Source organism: Nocardioides ureilyticus, assembly GCF_051280745.1.
GTDB lineage: Bacteria > Actinomycetota > Actinomycetes > Propionibacteriales > Nocardioidaceae > Nocardioides.
Genome location: NZ_JBNCOG010000017.1, coordinates 18,587 through 34,733, shown reverse-complemented (window position 1 = coordinate 34,733; position 16,147 = coordinate 18,587). Strand labels below are relative to the sequence as shown.

At 73.2% G+C, this 16,147-nt stretch carries 21 protein-coding genes; 10 read left to right on the top strand and 11 right to left on the bottom strand.

Annotated features, from left to right (window positions below):
• Window positions 1–3: 3 nt before the first annotated feature.
• The gene (locus ACSMHG_RS11190; protein WP_435744857.1) at window positions 4–303 is read right to left on the bottom strand and encodes a hypothetical protein; all 300 of its coding nucleotides are present in this window, start codon (window positions 301–303) and stop codon (window positions 4–6) included.
• 145 nt (window positions 304–448) lie between these two features.
• On the opposite strand from ACSMHG_RS11190, the gene ACSMHG_RS11185 reads away from it, so the two are divergent.
• Complete coding sequence (locus ACSMHG_RS11185) at window positions 449–736, top strand: excalibur calcium-binding domain-containing protein (protein WP_435744855.1); 288 nt, start codon at window positions 449–451, stop codon at window positions 734–736.
• On the top strand, window positions 733–1,431 hold the full coding sequence (locus tag ACSMHG_RS11180) for a thermonuclease family protein (protein WP_435744853.1): 699 nt from the start codon (window positions 733–735) through the stop codon (window positions 1,429–1,431). Before ACSMHG_RS11185 ends, ACSMHG_RS11180 begins: the two co-directional genes overlap by 4 nt.
• 100 nt (window positions 1,432–1,531) lie before the next feature.
• On the opposite strand, the gene ACSMHG_RS11175 is transcribed toward ACSMHG_RS11180, so the two are convergent.
• Window positions 1,532–1,741, bottom strand: a complete 210-nt coding sequence (locus ACSMHG_RS11175) for a hypothetical protein (protein ID WP_435744851.1) — start codon at window positions 1,739–1,741, stop codon at window positions 1,532–1,534.
• A 70-nt stretch (window positions 1,742–1,811) separates the two neighbouring features.
• Between ACSMHG_RS11175 and ACSMHG_RS11170 the strand changes: the two genes are divergently transcribed.
• The 4 genes from ACSMHG_RS11170 to ACSMHG_RS11155 all read left to right on the top strand — a co-directional run bounded on the left by ACSMHG_RS11170 (window position 1,812) and on the right by ACSMHG_RS11155 (window position 3,533).
• Window positions 1,812–2,096: a DUF3263 domain-containing protein gene (locus ACSMHG_RS11170; RefSeq protein WP_435744849.1), complete on the top strand. Its 285-nt coding sequence runs from the start codon at window positions 1,812–1,814 to the stop codon at window positions 2,094–2,096.
• Window positions 2,097–2,210: 114 nt separating this feature from the next.
• On the top strand, window positions 2,211–2,627 hold the full coding sequence (locus ACSMHG_RS11165) for a TadE/TadG family type IV pilus assembly protein (protein WP_435744847.1): 417 nt from the start codon (window positions 2,211–2,213) through the stop codon (window positions 2,625–2,627).
• Window positions 2,624–3,103 (top strand): hypothetical protein, encoded by a 480-nt coding sequence (locus tag ACSMHG_RS11160; protein ID WP_435744845.1) that lies wholly within the window; start codon window positions 2,624–2,626, stop codon window positions 3,101–3,103. Before ACSMHG_RS11165 ends, ACSMHG_RS11160 begins: the two co-directional genes overlap by 4 nt.
• On the top strand, window positions 3,087–3,533 hold the full coding sequence (locus ACSMHG_RS11155; protein ID WP_435744842.1) for a pilus assembly protein TadG-related protein: 447 nt from the start codon (window positions 3,087–3,089) through the stop codon (window positions 3,531–3,533). Before ACSMHG_RS11160 ends, ACSMHG_RS11155 begins: the two co-directional genes overlap by 17 nt.
• A gap of 13 nt (window positions 3,534–3,546) precedes the next feature.
• On the opposite strand, the gene ACSMHG_RS11150 is transcribed toward ACSMHG_RS11155, so the two are convergent.
• The 4 genes from ACSMHG_RS11150 to ACSMHG_RS11135 all read right to left on the bottom strand — a co-directional run bounded on the left by ACSMHG_RS11150 (window position 3,547) and on the right by ACSMHG_RS11135 (window position 6,885).
• Window positions 3,547–4,212, bottom strand: a complete 666-nt coding sequence (locus ACSMHG_RS11150; protein ID WP_435744841.1) for an Ig-like domain-containing protein — start codon at window positions 4,210–4,212, stop codon at window positions 3,547–3,549.
• 73 nt (window positions 4,213–4,285) lie between these two features.
• Window positions 4,286–4,957, bottom strand: a complete 672-nt coding sequence (locus ACSMHG_RS11145) for a hypothetical protein (RefSeq protein WP_435744839.1) — start codon at window positions 4,955–4,957, stop codon at window positions 4,286–4,288.
• 219 nt (window positions 4,958–5,176) lie between these two features.
• On the bottom strand, window positions 5,177–5,989 hold the full coding sequence (locus tag ACSMHG_RS11140; RefSeq protein ID WP_435744837.1) for an ABC transporter permease: 813 nt from the start codon (window positions 5,987–5,989) through the stop codon (window positions 5,177–5,179).
• The gene (locus tag ACSMHG_RS11135; protein WP_435744834.1) at window positions 5,986–6,885 is read right to left on the bottom strand and encodes an ABC transporter ATP-binding protein; all 900 of its coding nucleotides are present in this window, start codon (window positions 6,883–6,885) and stop codon (window positions 5,986–5,988) included. Before ACSMHG_RS11135 ends, ACSMHG_RS11140 begins: the two co-directional genes overlap by 4 nt.
• A 97-nt stretch (window positions 6,886–6,982) precedes the next feature.
• On the opposite strand from ACSMHG_RS11135, the gene ACSMHG_RS11130 reads away from it, so the two are divergent.
• Window positions 6,983–7,882: an alpha/beta fold hydrolase gene (locus ACSMHG_RS11130; RefSeq protein ID WP_435744832.1), complete on the top strand. Its 900-nt coding sequence runs from the start codon at window positions 6,983–6,985 to the stop codon at window positions 7,880–7,882.
• 38 nt (window positions 7,883–7,920) lie between these two features.
• On the opposite strand, the gene ACSMHG_RS11125 is transcribed toward ACSMHG_RS11130, so the two are convergent.
• The 3 genes from ACSMHG_RS11125 to ligD (ACSMHG_RS11115) all read right to left on the bottom strand — a co-directional run bounded on the left by ACSMHG_RS11125 (window position 7,921) and on the right by ligD (ACSMHG_RS11115) (window position 10,548).
• Entirely contained in the window at window positions 7,921–8,610 is a 690-nt protein-coding gene (locus ACSMHG_RS11125; protein ID WP_435744829.1) for a response regulator transcription factor, read from the bottom strand.
• A gap of 97 nt (window positions 8,611–8,707) precedes the next feature.
• Window positions 8,708–9,625 carry a non-homologous end-joining DNA ligase gene (gene ligD, locus ACSMHG_RS11120; protein WP_435744827.1) on the bottom strand — a complete coding sequence of 306 codons (918 nt, stop codon included), beginning with the start codon at window positions 9,623–9,625 and terminating at the stop codon, window positions 8,708–8,710.
• Entirely contained in the window at window positions 9,622–10,548 is a 927-nt protein-coding gene (ligD, locus tag ACSMHG_RS11115) for a non-homologous end-joining DNA ligase (protein ID WP_435744824.1), read from the bottom strand. Before ligD (ACSMHG_RS11115) ends, ligD (ACSMHG_RS11120) begins: the two co-directional genes overlap by 4 nt.
• 17 nt (window positions 10,549–10,565) lie before the next feature.
• Here ligD (ACSMHG_RS11115) and ku point away from each other — a divergent pair, with 17 nt between their 5' ends.
• From ku to ACSMHG_RS11100, 3 genes are all read left to right on the top strand, one after another.
• On the top strand, window positions 10,566–11,645 hold the full coding sequence (ku, locus tag ACSMHG_RS11110) for a non-homologous end joining protein Ku (protein ID WP_435744821.1): 1,080 nt from the start codon (window positions 10,566–10,568) through the stop codon (window positions 11,643–11,645).
• Between the two features lie 88 nt (window positions 11,646–11,733).
• Window positions 11,734–12,489, top strand: coding sequence for a hypothetical protein (locus ACSMHG_RS11105; protein WP_435744819.1), 756 nt, complete (start codon window positions 11,734–11,736; stop codon window positions 12,487–12,489).
• The gene (locus ACSMHG_RS11100) at window positions 12,486–14,915 is read left to right on the top strand and encodes a sensor domain-containing protein (RefSeq protein ID WP_435744817.1); all 2,430 of its coding nucleotides are present in this window, start codon (window positions 12,486–12,488) and stop codon (window positions 14,913–14,915) included. Before ACSMHG_RS11105 ends, ACSMHG_RS11100 begins: the two co-directional genes overlap by 4 nt.
• Here ACSMHG_RS11100 and ACSMHG_RS11095 read toward each other — a convergent pair.
• Both ACSMHG_RS11095 and ACSMHG_RS11090 read right to left on the bottom strand, forming a co-directional pair.
• Window positions 14,909–15,634, bottom strand: a complete 726-nt coding sequence (locus ACSMHG_RS11095; protein WP_435744815.1) for a FliA/WhiG family RNA polymerase sigma factor — start codon at window positions 15,632–15,634, stop codon at window positions 14,909–14,911. The two genes, ACSMHG_RS11100 and ACSMHG_RS11095, sit on opposite strands and share 7 nt — an antisense overlap.
• A complete protein-coding gene (locus ACSMHG_RS11090; RefSeq protein ID WP_435744813.1) occupies window positions 15,631–16,143 on the bottom strand; it encodes an RsiG family protein in 513 nt (170 codons plus the stop codon). The genes ACSMHG_RS11095 and ACSMHG_RS11090 overlap by 4 nt, the downstream gene beginning before the upstream one ends.
• Between the last annotated feature and the right edge of the window lie 4 nt (window positions 16,144–16,147).

Genomic DNA, 16,147 nt, shown 5'->3' with positions numbered 1-16,147 from the left:
TTGTCACCCAGGCGAGGGGAACTGCTCCCTGGCATCGTCGACGCCCGCCCCCGGGGGGAACAGTGGATCCATCGGCAGCAGACACGCCTCGCGCACCCACTTCGTCTCCATCGACCACGGCAGCTCCCCGCCACCGACAGCGAACGTCGTAAGCGCCTCCCACCTCGGCCCACGATGCCCCTCGACCTGGCGCCACTCCAGCAGGACCCCCGGAGCCGGCAGCCGGTCGAACCGCGTCGACAGGTCCACCCACACCGGCACCGGCCGCCGCACGTCCATCCGGTCCCGGTCGCTCGCACCCATGCCTTGTGACGGTAGGTCCGGCCACCGACGCCCGCCCCGCCGCACTGGCGGGTTTCACCGTTCCGCTGAGGAACGCTCCTCGAGCGATTTACCTTCTCAGGGCAGCGCCACCACGAGCCAGGCGCCCACCGAATCGGAGAACCACATGCGAACCACGAAGCGCCTCAGCGCTGCTCTCGCCGCCACCGCGCTCGCGCTGGCCGGCACCGCGCTCACCATCCCGGCCGAGGCCCACACCACCGGCATCCACGACAACTGCACCCAGCTCAACAAGAAGTGGCCCCACGGCGTCGGCCGCAAGGGCGCCGTCGACAAGACCAGCGGCTCGAGGGTCACGACCTTCTACCGCAACACCAAGCAGTACAAGCTCGCCGAGGGCCACAACGGCACCCTCGACCGGGACAACGACGGCATCGCCTGCGAGAAGAAGTGATCAGCCGCCTCCCGCAGCTCGTTCTCGCGCTGTTCCTCGCGCTCGCCGGCCTCGTCGCCCTGCCCTCGGCAGCGATCGCCGCGGACAAGGACTGCGGCGACTTCGCCACCCAGGCAGCCGCCCAGGAGTTCTTCATCAACAACGGCGGCCCCCAGAACGACCCGCACCGCCTGGACGGCAGCGACAACGACGGCATCGCCTGCGAGTCCAACCCTTGCCCCTGCTCCACCGACAAGGGCGGCGGCGGTGGCGGGACGCCCGGCGACGAGCCCAAGCCCGCACAGGTGAAGCAGAAGGCGAAGGTCGTGAAGGTCATCGACGGCGACACCGTCGACGTCAAGCTCATCCCCGGCGGCCCCAAGGTCCGCGTCCGGATGATCGGGATCGACACCCCCGAGGTGTACGGCGGCGTCCAGTGCGGCGGCCCCGAGGCGTCGAAGTCGGCGAAGAAGATCCTCCCCCGTCGGACCCGGGTGTTGCTGGTCTCCGACCCGACCCAGGACCTCAAGGACCGGTACAACCGGCTGCTGCGATACGTGATGAAGAAGAAGACCGACGTCAACCGGCTGCAGGTCAAGCGCGGCCACGCCGAGGTCTACGTCTACGGCGGGAAGCCGTTCAAGCGAGTCGCGAAGTACCGCGCCGCCCAGGCCTCCGCGCAGTCGAAGAACGCCGGCATGTGGGGCAACTGCTGACCCACCGACCCGTGGAGCGCCCCGTCCACCAGCACGGTGGGCGGGGCGCTGTCGTCGTTCCCGGTGACCGGCTGACTGGTGGCGACCCTCGTCGCCGCGGCTAGCTAGGTGAACGACGGCTCCGCCGAGCCACCCGAACGATCACGCCGGCGGCGGCGATGGGCAGAGCAAGCAGGAGCGCCAGCAGGAGGAGAACGTTGCCGATGCTGGCCAGCCCCTGGTTGCCGGAGTAACCGAGCACCATCGACGGCACACCCAGTGCGAGAGCCACCACGAGCGCCACGCGCAGCAGCACCTTGTCCGTACTCATGGCGGCACCGTACCTGGGAACGGGCCCGCGATGGGTCGAACTGTCGGCTCCTGGTGGCAGCCTCCCGGCCATGAGCGACACGACGACGCCGGCACCGATGACCGACGAGCACCTGACCGACGCCGACCTGGCGATGCTCGACTTCGAGCGGCAGTGGTGGAAGTACTCCGGCGCCAAGGAGACCGCCATCCGCGAGCGCTTCGGTCTCACCTCGACCCGGTACTACGCCCGCCTGAACTGGATCATCGACCAGGCCGACGCGCTCGTCCACGACCCGCTCGTCGTACGCCGTCTCCGCCGGCTCCGCGAAGCGCGCGCCCGCCAGCGCTCCGCCCGCCGCCTCGGCTTTACCTAGGAGCCTTCGACCACCGGTCACGGTGATGACGGCAGGCCTGGTGGCGATCATCTGGCAGGTGGCCGACCGCCAGCTCGCCCAGATGCTGACCAGCGCGCTGAGCAAGGTGCAGTAGTGGGCGGAGCGGTCGCGCGGGAGCGCGGGGCCGCGGTCGTCGACTTCGTGCTGGTGCTGGTGGTCCTGGTGCCGCTCTTCCTCGGCATCCTCCAGGTCTCCCTGGTCCTCCTCGTCCGCAACACCCTCAGCGCCGCGGCCTCGGAGGGCGCCCGGTACGCCGCGACGGCCGGCCGCGGCCCCGCGGACGGGGCGGCGCTCACCCGTGAGCAGGTGACCGGCGCGATCTCGGGCCGGTTCGCCCGCGACGTCGACGCCCGGCAGGTGCTCGTCGACGGCCTGCCGGGGGTCGCGATCACCGTTCGCGCCCGCGTCCCCGCTCTCGGCCTCGGCGGGCCCACCGTGGAGCTCGAGGTCACCGGCCGGGCCGTCGAGGAGCGACCACTCTCCCCCGTCGGCACGGAGGCCGCCCCATGACGAGGCGGCTCGGACAACGGCGTTCTCCAGCATCGACCGAGGACGGGACCGCCCTCGTCGAGGTGACGTGGCTGGGGATCCTGCTGCTGGTGCCCATGCTCTGGATCGTCCTGAGCGTCTTCGAGGTGCAGCGCGGAGCCTTCGGCGTCGGCGCGGCCGCGCGGTCGGCCGCCCGCGCCTACGCGCTCGCCCCGACCGACGCGGAAGGGTCCCGGCAGGCCGAGCAGGTGGCCCGCCAGGCCCTGGCCGACCAGGGGCTCGCCGAAGCACCCCTGACGCTGCGGATCAGCTGCACCCCCTACCCCGCCGACTGCCACAGCGGCACGTCCGTCATCACCGTGCGCGTCGAGTCACGGGTGGACCTGCCGTTGATGCCGGACGTCCTCGGCGGCCAGGCACCCAGCTTCGCCCTGGACGCGACCCACACCGTCCCGGTCGGGCAGTACCAGGAGGTGACCGGTGCGGCGGCGCAGTGAGCAGGGACAGGTCACCGTGCTCATCGTCGGCTTCGCCGTCTTCCTCGCCATCGCGGTGGCGGTCGTCGTCGACGCCACCGCGGCGTACCTCCAGCGGCAGGGCCTCAGCACGCTGGCCGACGGCGCGGCCCTCCACGGAGCGGACCTGGGAGCGACCGGGGTCGACATCTACCACGGTGGCGTGCCCGAGGGACGGCTCGAGGTGACCGCCGCCCAAGCGGCGGCAGCGGTGCGCGACTACCTCCGCGACGTCGGCGCCCACCAGCGCTACCCCGGGCTGCGGCACTCCGTGAGCGTCGACCCCCGCACCGACCGGGTCACGGTCCGGCTCACCGCACCGTTGGAGCTGCCGCTGACCTTCCCCGGGTCACCGGACCGCCCCTCGGTCGGCGCCACCGGGTCCGCGGTCTCCGGCGTGGACGGCCCCTGAGCCGACGGCCCGGTCAGCGGATCGAGACCCGCGCGGTGACGCCCCGCATGCCGTCCGGCAGCCGGAGGACCGCCTGGAAGGTGCGCTCGTGCCGCCGCGCCCGGTCCGGCAGCAGGAAGATCTTCTGTCCGAGGTCACCCATGGTGCCGCGGCGGACCAGCGTGCGGCGACCGTTGTCGTGGACACGGAAGAGCTTGACCTTGGTCCCCGGCTCGGCGCGCCCGACCTTCACCCAGTCGGTGCCGCCGTTCACGTTCCTCGCCTTCAGCCCGGGGCCGCACCGGCAGACGATCGTGGACGGCCAGCCGCTCACCGGGCCCGCCTCGCCGACCACCCGGCCCTCGCCGTCCGTCACGACCGCGCGGACGGTGAGCTCCCCCGAGGCGTCCTCGGGAATCGCGACGACGTAGCTCGCGCGGCCGTCGGCGTCGGTGGTGGCGCTCCCCGAACCGGACTCGTCCGGAGCGGGCCCGGTGTGCTCGAAGGCGACAGCCAGGCCCTCGACCCCGGCGCTGCCGCGGGTGGCGGTCAGCGTGGCCGTCGCCTCCTGCCCCGCACGGACGGAGGAGAGCACCAGGTCGAGCGCGACCGGCTCCTCGCCCCCAGCCGCGGCCGCCGGCGGACCGGCGATGACCAGGGGCAGCAGCATCAGCAACAGCAACAGGCGTCGGACGTCCATGCCGAACACCCTCTCACCGCCGTCGCCGAAAGTGCAGGGCTCTGCGGGGATCGAAGCGCGGCTGACCGACGCCTCAGCGGACGGTCACGCGCCTGGTGAGCGTCCGCACGCCGTCGGGGCGGACGACCACGACCTGGTACGTCGTCGGGCGCCGGTCGTTGTGGTCCCGGACCCGGAAGGACCGCCGCCCGTTCGCGTCCAGCGGTCCGCGGCGGACCCACTCCCGTCGGCCGGTGTCGTCCCTCCGGATCAGACGGGCGATGCCCCCGGGCTGGTACCACACCACGAGCCGGTCGTCGCCGTTGGCGGCGGCCACGCCCTTCAGCCACGGGCTGATCGGGGTGCAGCGGCACGACGTCGGCGGATAGGCACGTGCTTCGACCGGCCCCGCCGCGCCGACCCGGTTCCCCGCGGGATCCGTGACGGTCGCCGTGACCTCGAACGGACCCTCGCCGGCCACCATGAAGGACCAGCTCGCGACTCCGGAGGAATCGGTCGTGGCCATCGCCCGGTCGGACTCCTCCTCCGGTCCCGAGCGCTCGAACGACACGGTGAGACCCGACGCCGGCGCACCGTTCCGCGTCGCCTCCAGTCGGGCGCCCAAGGCGTCGTCGGTCTCGCCGGAGGTCACCTCGAGCACCAGCTGCACCTCCGCGGGCTCACTCTCGGCCGTCGCGAGGGCCGGCGGACCGGTGAGGACCAGGAGCAGCGAGGTCAAGAGAAGGAGCAGCCGTTGGACGTCCACGTGGGCACCTTCTCATCTCCGCCGACCACGACGACGAAGGTTCAGCCGATCCACGCACGTCCCTGACCCCACCCCGGGCCCGGGCCCGGTTCCGCGCCCACCACAACCGCGCAGTTGAACGGTTCTGGTGGGGCCCTCGCACGTGTACCGACGACGAGGCCCACCCGAATCGTTCAATCGAACGATTCGGGTGAGCCACCGCGTCACCAGGTCACCAGGTCACTTGACCTCGGACCGCAGCACCCGCCAGACGCCGTAGGCGGTGGGCAGCACCAGCCACACGAGGCCGGTGACCGCGAGCTGGGCCCACTGCTCCCCGGTCACCTCCCCGCCGAAGAGAGCCCCCTGGGCGTAGATGAAGTCGACCCACGGCTGCAGGTCGGCGAACCACTCCTGGAACTGCGCGAGCATCCCGAAGACCGTCGGCAGCAACGCGGAGTAGATGAAGTAGCCCGTGACCGCGGCCGCGGACGAGCGGATCACCACACCGAGCATGAAGCCGATGAGGAGGCCGAGGACGTTGCCGAGCACGATGTAGCAGAACTCCAGCGCCGAGACGTCCCAGACGGCGTCGGTGCCGTTGACCGCCGACCCGAGCAGGTTGCCGCCGGCGCCCACGAGACCGGCCACCGCCATCGACACGACGCCGACGGCCACGGCGACGAGCGCCTTCACGAGCACGACGCGGCCGCGGTGCGGCACGAGCGTGAACGTCGTCAGCCCGTTGCGCTGGCTCCACTCGCCGGTGACGAGGAGGATGGCGATGATCGGCAGGATGACCGCCATCGGGAAGCCGATCGCCGTCGCGAAGTTCCCGTAGGTGATCGCGTCGTCGGGCGCGAACAGGATCGTCGCCCCCGTGGCGAGGAGCGCGACGATGCCGATGCTGGCCATCAGCCAGAACCCCGAGCGGGTGTCGAACATCTTGCGCAGCTCGACCTTCGCCAGCCGGCGCAGCGGGATCGGCGCGGGCGCCGGCCGTGCCGCCAGCGGCGGCGGGGTCAGCGGCGGGGTCAGGGTGGCGGCGGTCATGCGGGGGCTCCTTCACGTTGGGTCTCTGCGGTGAGCTCGAGGAACATCTCCTCCAGGCCGGCGCCGTCGGCGGCGCGCAGCTCGAGCAGGGGTACGTCGGCGGCGTGGGCGACCTTGCCGACCACCTCGGCGTCGGCGTCGACGCGCAGCGCGCCGGACCCGGCCCGGGCCACCGTGTGCCCCGAGCCGGTCAGCGCCCGGGCCAGGTCGTCGACGGCGTGGGCGCGCACGAGCGTGCCGGCCGAGGCGAGCAGCTCGGCCTTGGTCCCCTGCGCGACGATCCGTCCCTGGCCGATGACGACCAGGTCGTCGGCGACCACCTCGATCTCGTGGAGCAGGTGCGAGGAGAGCAGGACCGTGCCGCCGCGGTCGGCGTACCCGCGCAGCAGGTCCCGCATCCAGCGGATGCCGGCCGGGTCGAGCCCGTTGGCCGGCTCGTCGAGGATGAGCACCCCCGGGTCGCCGATGAGGGCGGTGGCGATGCCGAGCCGCTGGCGCATGCCGAGCGAGTAGTCCTTCACCCGGCGGCCGGCCTCGGTGGGCGTCAGGCTCACCAGCTCGAGCATCTCGTCCACCCGCTGGCGCGGCAGGCCCATCGTCTCCTGGGCGAGGACGAGGATCTCGCGGCCGGTCCGGCCGGCGTGCTGCGCCGAGGCGTCGAGGAGGACCCCGACCTCCAGGCCGGGGTTCGGCAGGTCGGCGAACCGGCGGCCGTCGATGGTGACCGACCCGCTCGTCGGCGGGGTCAGCCCCACCATCACCCGCATGGTGGTCGACTTCCCCGCGCCGTTCGGGCCCAGGAAGCCGGTCACCCGACCGCTCTCCGCGGTGAAGGTGACGTCGTCGACGGCCCGGTAGGGGCCGTAGGTCTTGGTGAGCGCTTCGACTCTGATCATGTCTCCGACCCTCCCGCCGCCGGGACCCCCTCGGCATCCGGGAGCGGCACTGGCGCCACCCCTACCGCACCCCTGAGCCGACCCCTAGCCTGACCCCGTGGCGCCCCGGCCGACCTCCCCGCCCGACGGGCCCCCACCCGACGTGCAGCTGCCGCGCACGGTCGAGGTGCGGCTGCCCGCCGTGACGCTCTCCTGCCTCTCCTGGGGACCCGAGGACGGCCCGCTGGCCGTGCTCCTGCACGGCTTCCCCGACACGGCCTGGACCTGGCGCCACCTCGGCCCGCACCTGGCCGAGCGGGGCTGGCGGGTGGTGGCGCCCCACACCCGCGGCTACGCCCCCTCGACGCTCCCCCGCGACGGCGACCACCACGTCGCCGCGCTGATGGCCGACGCCGTCGGAGTCCACGACGTCCTCGGGGGCGACGAGCGCGCGGTCCTGGTCGGCCACGACTGGGGCGCGATCACGGCCAACGCGCTCGGGGCCCACCCGGCCTCGCCGTACGCCAAGGTCGTCGCCATGGCAGTCCCGCCGCTCCCCGCGGTGTCGGGCGGTCCCCTGACCCTCGCGCGGCAGGCGCGGATGAGCTGGTACATCGCCTTCAACCAGCTGCCGGCCCTGCCCGAGCGCCTCTTCGAGCGGCTGGTGCACCACCTGTGGCGCACGTGGAGCCCCCGGTACGACGCCTCCGACGACCTCGCGCTGGTCCACGCGTCGCTGGGCGCGCCCGAGCACCGATCGGCCGCCCTCGGCTACTACCGCGACCTCGCCCGGCCGTGGCGGGTCCGCGGCGCCTACCGCGACTGGCACCGCACCTGGGCCGGCACCCCGGTCGTGCCGTCGCTGCTCCTGCACGGCGCGCAGGACGGCTGCCTGCACCCGGCCATGGCCCGCGGCGCCGGGGCCGTGATGGTGGACGGCGCCGGACACTTCCTGCAGCTCGAGCGGCCGGCCGAGGTGAACCGGCTGGTGGCCGACTTCCTCGCCGTCCCGGCCTGACGCGGGCTGGGTTCAGACACAGGGCTCAGACGCGGGGCTCAGGCGCCGGGCGCCGCGCCCTCGAGCCGGAAGCCGACGCCGCGCACCGCGACCACCTTGTCGGAGACGCCCTGGCTCTCCAGCTTCTGCCGCAGCCGTCCGATGGTGACGTCGAGGGTCTTGGTGGAGCCGTACCAGTTCTCGTCCCACACGTCGGCCATCAGCCGGTCGCGGGAGACGACCTTGTCGCGGTTGGCGGCGAGGATGCTCAGGACGTCGAACTCCTTCCCGGTGAGCGGGACCTCGTCCTCGCCGGAGTAGACCCGTCGAGCGGCGACGTCGATCCGCAGCATCCCCGCGACCGGCGGCGTCGAGCGCGAGGAGACCGTGCGGCGCAGCAGCGCCCGCACCCGCGCCTGCAGCTCGGCGAGCCCGAAGGGCTTGACGAGGTAGTCGTCCGCGCCGTAGTCGAGGCCCACGACGCGGTCGAGCTCACCGGCGCGGGCGGTGACGATCATGATGCCGCCGTCGAAGCCGCCCTCGCGGGCCCGGCGGCACACCTCCAGCCCGTCGACGTCGGGCAGCCCGAGGTCGAGGATGACCAGGTCGGCCGGGCGGCTCACCAGCTCGACGAGCGCCTTCTCCCCGGAGTCCACCCAGAAGACGTCGTACCCCTCGCGCTCGAGCGTCCGGACCAGGGGGAACGCGATGTCCTCCTGGTCCTCGACGACCAACACGCGGTGAGCCATGCTTGGAAGCATAGGGGCGCACCCGGACGACCGGCCGTCGACGACGGTGACGCTCGCCTCACCCACCAGCGCAGGTCCGGCGCGGGCACGCCGGTTGCTACCCGGCGGCGAAGAGGTCGCCCTGCTCGGCGATGCGGTCCAGCACCTCGTCGTACCGGAACTGGCGGAGACCCTCGACGTCCTCGGCACCCTCCTCCACCTCGGCCCAGGTGACCGGCGTGGCGACCGTGGGCTGCTCCCGGCCGCGCAGGGAGTACGGCGACACGGTGGTCTTCGAGGCGGCGTTCTGCGACCAGTCCAGGAAGACCTTCCCCGAGCGGCGCGCCTTGGTCATCGTCGCCGTCACCTCGCGCGGGTGGCGCCGCTGGAGGGCCTCGGCGACCTCCTTGGCCAGGGCCGTCGAGTCGTCCGACCGCAGCCGGCCCGGGAGGTCGGCGTAGAGGTGCAGGCCCTTGCTCCCGCTGGTCACCGGACGGCAGGCGAGGCCTCGTCCGGTGAGCTCCTCGCGCACCAGCAGGGCGACCTGGCAGCACTCGTGCAGGCCGGCCGGGGCACCGGGGTCGAGGTCGATGACGAGCCGGTCGGCGTTGCGGGGCCGGCCGTTGCGGCCGACCGTCCACTGGTGGACGTGCAGCTCCAGCGCCGCGAGGTTCACCAGCCAGGTGAGGGTGGCGAGGTCGTCGACGACCGGGAAGACGATGGAGTCGCCGTTGCGGGAGGTCCCCCGGCTGCCGGTGGTCGGCACCGTGGCGGTGCGCACCCAGGACGGCGCGCCGAGCGGCACGTTCTTCTCGTAGAAGCTGCTGTCCTCGACGCCGTGCGGCCACCGGATCCGGGTCACGGCCCGGTCGGCCAGGTGCGGCAGCAGCGTGGGCGCCACCTGCGCGTAGTAGTGGAGCACCTCGCCCTTGGTCGTGCCGGTGGCCGGGTAGAGCACCTTGTCGAGGCTGCTAATCCGCAGCGTCCGGCCCCCGACCTCGACCCGGACCTCCTGCTTGTCCTGCGCCGGGCTCATCGGCCGAGGTCCTCGGGCGAGAGGTCCGGGCGCAGCCCCTGGTACGACGGCTGCCGGAGCCGCTGCGCCCGCGAGGTGTGGTGGGTGTCCACGTCGACGACGAGGACCGGCTCGACCCACCGGGTGCCGAGCGAGTCGACTCGCGGCACCTCGTCGGCGAACGGGCTGGCGCTCCGCACGTACGGCGCCAGCGCCTCGGTCAGTGCGGCGCTCGCGCGGCCGCCGATCCCGCTCCCCACACGTCCGCGGTAGAGCAGCCCCTCGGGCGTCGGCTCACCGACGAGCAGGGCGCCCAGCCGGTCGGTGCCCTCGGTGGGCCGCCAGCCGCCGACGACGTAGGAGAGCCGGTGCCGGTGCGCGAGCTTCACCCAGTGCGGCGTGCGGGTGTCGAAGGTGTAGCGGCTGGACCGGCGCTTGCTCACGATCCCCTCGAGCCCCTGCTGGAGGGTGGCGTCGTGGAGCATCTGCCCGTCGTCGTACGACACCGGGACCTGCCAGCCGGTCAGGCCGGCGTCGAGCAGCCGGGCCCGGCGCTCCTCCAACGGCCGGTCGGTGAGGTCCTCGCCGTCGAGCCGGAGCAGGTCGAAGACCATGAAGGTCGCGGGGACCCGCTCGGCGAGGCGGCCGGCGGAGGCGGCCTTGCGCACGTGCATCCGGTCCTGGAGCACCCGGAAGTCCGGCAGCCCGGACTCGTTGAGGGCGATGACCTCGCCGTCCACGAGCAGGTCGCGGTCGCCGAGCGGCGACTCGGCCAGGTCGGGCCACGCGACGGTCACGTCGTTGCCGTTGCGGGAGTAGAACCGCGTGCGGCCGGAGGCGCGTGGGGTGTCGGCGAGGATGCGCACGCCGTCCCACTTCACCTCGTGCGCCCACTCCTCGCCGGCGGGCACCGCGGTGCCCTTGGTGGCGAGCATGGGGCGCATGGGGTCATCCTTACCCCATGCGAGCGATCTGGAAGGGTGCGGTGTCCTTCGGCCTGGTCAGCGTGCCGGTCAAGCTGTACGCCGCGACGGAGTCGCACGACGTGTCGTTCCGGCAGGTCCACGCCAAGGACGGCGGGCGCATCAAGTACCAGCGGATCTGCTCGCTGGACGGTGAGGAGGTCGCGTACGCCGACATCGCCAAGGGGTACGAGACCGAGGACGGCGAGATGGTGATCCTCTCCGACGAGGACCTCGCCGAGCTCCCGTCGACGTCCTCGCGCGAGATCGCGGTCGAGAAGTTCGTGCCGTCGGACCAGATCGACCCGATGCTGTTCGAGAAGAGCTACTACCTCGAGCCGGAGAAGTCCGGCGCGAAGCCCTACGCGCTGCTGCGCCAGGCCCTGCTCGACGCCGACCGGATGGCCGTCGTCACCGTGGCGCTGCGCCAGCGGACCTCCGTCGCGGTGCTGCGCGTGCGCGACGACGTCATCGTGCTGCAGACGATGATGTGGCCCGACGAGATCCGCACCCCCGACTTCAACGTCGAGGCCGGCGAGGTGCGCGAGCAGGAGGTCACCATGGCCCGCATGCTCGTCGAGACGCTCGCCGGGGACTTCGAGCCCGAGGAGTACGAGGACGACTACGCCGAGGCGGTCGAGGCTCTGGTGCGCGCCAAGGTCGAGGGCGGTGAGGTGAAGCGGACGCCCACCTCGACGAAGTCCTCCGGGGAGGTCGTCGACCTGCTCGCCGCCCTGCAGCGCTCGGTCGACGCGGCGAGGACCGCCCGCGGGGAGGACGCCGCGACGTCGGAGGAGGAGCCCGACGAGGGCCGCCCCGCGACGACGGGTGCTGCGAAGAAGAGCGCCGTGAAGAAGAGCCCGGCGAAGAAGAGCCCGGCGAAGAAGAGCGCCGTGAAGAAGAGCCCGGCGAAGAGGGGCGCTGCCAAGAAGGCCACCTCCCAGGAGGACAGCGCCAAAGAGGGCTCCGGCACGGGCGACCGGGGTGTGAGGAAGAGCACGTCGAAGAAGGCCTCCGCCGCGGACGGGGCGGCCCGCAAGCGGCCGGCGAAGAAGGCGGCGGCAAAGAAGGCGAGCTGAATGCGAGTTCGGTGGGTACAGACCCTCAAGTAGAGGGCCGGCGCGGCCGATGGTGTGGTGTCCCCCCACCTGACCTGACGGAGCCCCCATGACCCTCGCGCCACTCCCCGACACGGCGACGCTGCTGGCCTCTTGGACCGCCGTCCACGACGCGGTCCGCGAGGCGCGCGAGGCGGCCACCCCCAGCGTCGCGCTGGACGTGCTCCGCGAGGCCCGGGCCCGTCTCGACGCGGCACCCTCCGACCACTCGGCCCGGCTCGCCACCGAGGACGTCGCTGCGCACCTGGCGACGCAGCTCGCCCTGCTCGAGGACCTCGCCGGCCTGGTCACGGCGACCTGGGCGTCCCAGTCGGCGCAGTCGGCGCAGTCGGTGCAGTCGGTGCAGTCGGCCGGGGCCAGCCCGACGCCCGCACCCTGGCGCGACGAGCTCGACCTCTGCAAGGCGCCCGTCACCGCCGGTGACGCGCTGTGCCTGCTGAGGCTCGGCGGGACCCTGCGGCGAGCCGACCTCGCCGCCCACACGCCTGTCTTCGTCACGGAGGTCGAGGCCTCGATCCGCACCTCGGACGAGGTCGTCACCATCGACGACACCCACCTCCTCGTGGTGATGCGGACCGTTCCCATCGCGGTCGCGTGGCGACGGATGACGCGGCTGCTCGGGGAGCGCACGACCGGTGGCTCCCAGGCGCCGGTGCTGGTCCACGCGGGGCTCGCCGCGGTGGGGCCCGCAGGTCCGGCCGTCGCCCTGGAGGCCGCGCGGGCGGCACTCGCCGAGGTCGCGAACGGGCCCGGCACCGGCTGGATCGCGCTGGCCCCGCAGGCGGGGCCCCGAGGGGTCGCATGACCGGACCGCAGCGCGACCTGCGCACCACCGAGCACCGGGCCCGGTTCGAGCAGTCGGCCCTCCCCCAAGCCACGGCCGACACGCACGCCCGGCTCACCGAGGTGAACGACGCGTTCTGCCGGTTGCTCGGCGTGCCGCGCGAGGAGCTGGTCGGCCGGCAGATCGCGGATCTCACCCACGCCAGCGACCCGGGTGCAGCGCACCCGGCCCTGGCGGACCTGCTGGCGCAGCGCACGGAGACCGTCCAGGTGGAGCCGGTGCTCCGTGGCCGCGGGGGCCGACCGGTACCGGTGCTCGTGGACGCCAACCTCCTCCGTGACGAGGACGGCGAGGTCGTCGGCGCCGCCGCGTTCGTCCAGGACCTCAGCCGGTTCAAGGACCTCGAGCGCCGGCGTCAGCAGCAGGAGGACTTCTTCCTCGCGCTCGCCCAACGGGCCACGGACGTCGCCATCGTGGTCGACGGCGAGGGGCGGCTGCTCTTCATCTCCCCGTCGGTCAACGCGATGCTGGGCTACTCCGCGCACGACGAGCTGATGCGCAGCGGCTGGGACTTCGTCCATCCCGACGACGTCGAACGGCTCGCGGAGACCTTCGAGGGCGTCGTCCGGGACGGCGGCACCAGGACGGCGACGGTGCGGGTCCTGGCCGCGGACGGCAGCTGGCGCCACGTCGAGGAGACCATCACGAACCTGCTCGACAGCCCCGTCGGCGGGCTGGTGTGCAACCTGCGGGACATCACCGACCAGGTCCAGGCCCAGCAGGCGCTGGCGGCCTCCGAGGCCCGCTACCGGGCCATCGTCGAGAACGCCGACGAGGGCATCTGGGTGGCTGCGCGCGACGGTCGGACGACCTTCGTCAACTCTCGGATGCTGGAGATCACCGGCCTGACGGCCGAGCAGGCGTACTCCATCTCCCCGGCCGACCTCTTCGACGGGCCCACCCTCGAGATGGTGATGGACCGGCTGACCAACCGCGGCCTCACGGGTCCGGAGCGGTACGAGTTCGAGTACCCCCACCCCGACGGCCAGGTGCGCCACTTCTCGGTCTCGGCGACGCCGCTCCGGGACGACACCGGCTTCGAGGGCTCGCTCGCCCTGGTCTCCGACGTGACCGCGAGCCACTCGGCCGCCCGGGAGCTCGCGCACGCCGCCTCCCACGACACCCTCACCGGGCTGCCCAACCGCGCGGAGCTGCAGCACGGGGTCCGGCGAGCGCTCGAGCGCTCGCCGGACTCGACGGCGGTCGTCTTCATCGACCTCGACCACTTCAAGGTGGTCAACGACGCGCGTGGTCACAGCGCCGGCGACGACGTCCTGCGCGAGGTCGCCGCGCGTCTCCAGGCCTCGGTGCGCCCCGGCGACCTGGTGGCCAGGTTCGGCGGCGACGAGTTCGTGGTCGTGTGCGAGCGGGTCACCGCCGAGGACGTCGGCGGCGTCGCCGAGCGACTGCTGGGCGCTGTCGAGGAGCCCGTTCCCGGCGCAGGCGCCCGCCTGCTCGCCAGCGCCTCGGTCGGCATCGCCCTCTCGCCGTCGGAGTCCTCGGAGCAGCTGCTCCGCCAGGCCGACGCCGCGATGTACGCCGCGAAGAGCGCCGGGCGCCGCACCATCCGGTTCTTCGACGAGAGCCTGGCGTCGTCGGCGGAGGACCGGTACCGGCTCAGCCACGACCTCCGCGCAGCCCTCACCGAGGGGCAGCTGCACCACGTGTACCAGCCGATCGTCGACCTCCACACCGGCGCGGTGCTGGGTGCGGAGGCGCTGGCGCGCTGGCGGCATCCCGCAGTGGGCCCCGTCTCCCCCGACCGGTTCGTCCCGGTGGCGCTCGAGAGCGGCATCGCCGCGGAGCTCGACTTCTGGAGCGTGCACAACGCCGCCCGGGACCTCGCGACCCTGCGGGCACTCGGCGCGATGGCCCCCGACCGGTACGTCGCGGTGAACCTCTCCGCCCGCACGCTCGACCACCCGGCGCTCCTCGACGAGCTCCAGCGAGCGGTCGAGAAGCACGGTCTCGCCCCGCGCGACCTCGTCCTCGAGGTGACCGAGGCGACCCTCGTGACCCGCTCCGACGTCAGCATCGCCACCCTTCAGGCGCTCGCCCATGCCGGCCACCAGGTGGCCCTCGACGACTTCGGCACCGGCCACAGCGCCCTGGCCTACCTGCAGGACCTCCCCGTGGGGGTGCTCAAGATCGACCGCTCCTTCGTGCGCGACCTGGCCACCTCCCGCGCCGCCCGGGCCATCGCCCGGTCGGTCGTCGGCCTCGCGCACGGCCTCGGGATGCGCACCGTCGCCGAGGGCGTGGAGGAGGAGGCCCAGGTCGCCGTGCTGCGCGACCTCGGCTGCGACGCCGGCCAGGGCTGGTACTGGTCCGCCGGCATCGACCTCGAGGCGGCGCAGGCCGGCGGCCACCTGACCCGGGACTACTGAGGCGCGTCGCCGGCGAGGCGCGACCGCAGCTCGCGGCGGATCCGGTGGTGGAGCTGGCTGACGCGGGACTCGCTCACCCCGAGCACCCGGCCGATCTCGGCCATGGTGAGCCGCTCGAAGTAGTAGAGCGCCATGAGCACCTGGTCGCGCTCCGGGAGGCAGCGCAGCTCCCGGACCAGCACGGCGGGCAGCCGCTCCTCGGCCCCGACCGGGACATCCCCGTCCCCGGCGACCGACCGCGTCACCACGTCCGTCATCGGCAGCGGCACCGCGCGGGCCTCGTCGCGGTACCGCTGTCGGGTGCCGACCTCGTCGACCGCGATCCCGAGCGCGGTGGCCACCTCCCGGTCCGTCGGCGGTCGGCCGAGCTCGGCGTACAGCCGCTCGGTGGCGGCCTCGAGCTCCTTGACCTGGCTGCGCATCGTCCGTGGCAGCCAGTCCCACGAGCGCAGCCCGTCGATCATCGCCCCCCTCACCCGCTTGATCGCGAAGTCCGCGAAGTCGGTCGACCGGGTGGGGTCGAACCGCTCGACGGCGGTGACCAGGCCGATCGTGCCGTCCGACAGGAGGTCGTCGACGTCGACGTGGGTGGGCAGCGTGGCGGCCAGGCGGCCGGCGACGTACTTGACGAGCGGGGCGTAGTGGACGAGGAGCCGGTTGCGGTCGTCCTCGGCGCTGCTGGCGGCGTAGGCCTCCCAGAGCGCCTCGGCACCCTTCACCCCGCCTCCTCGACCAGGTCCGGCAGCAGGTCGAGCGCGCTGGCGGGGGCCTCGCGGTAGCGCCGCACGAGCTCCTCGGTCGCCTCGTCCAGGCGGGCGTGGACCGCGCGGCGGTAGGCGCTCAGCTCCTCCTCCACGTCCTCGAGGGATGCGTCGAGGTCCTCGGGCAGCGTCTCGTGGTCCCAGAAGCGGCGCAGGGCGGGCATGGACGGCAGCGGCGCCTGGCTGGCGATCGGCGCGAAGACCTGGCGGCTGCTGCCGGCGCCCGTCTCGCGCAGCGCCGCCGCGATCTGGCCGGCGTCGAGCGGACCGTCCTGCTTGCGGCCGGCCTCCTGCAGGTCGAGCCGGGCGTGGACCAGCCGCCGCCAGTACGACACCCGGTCGTCCTCCGCGAGCAGCTGCTGGCGGTAGGCCCGGAGCCCGGGGAGGGACATGTCGGCCAACGCAGCCGGAGCGAGGGTGCGGCCCTCGTCCGTCGACTGCGGGGCACCGATGTGGGGCGCGCGCACTGAG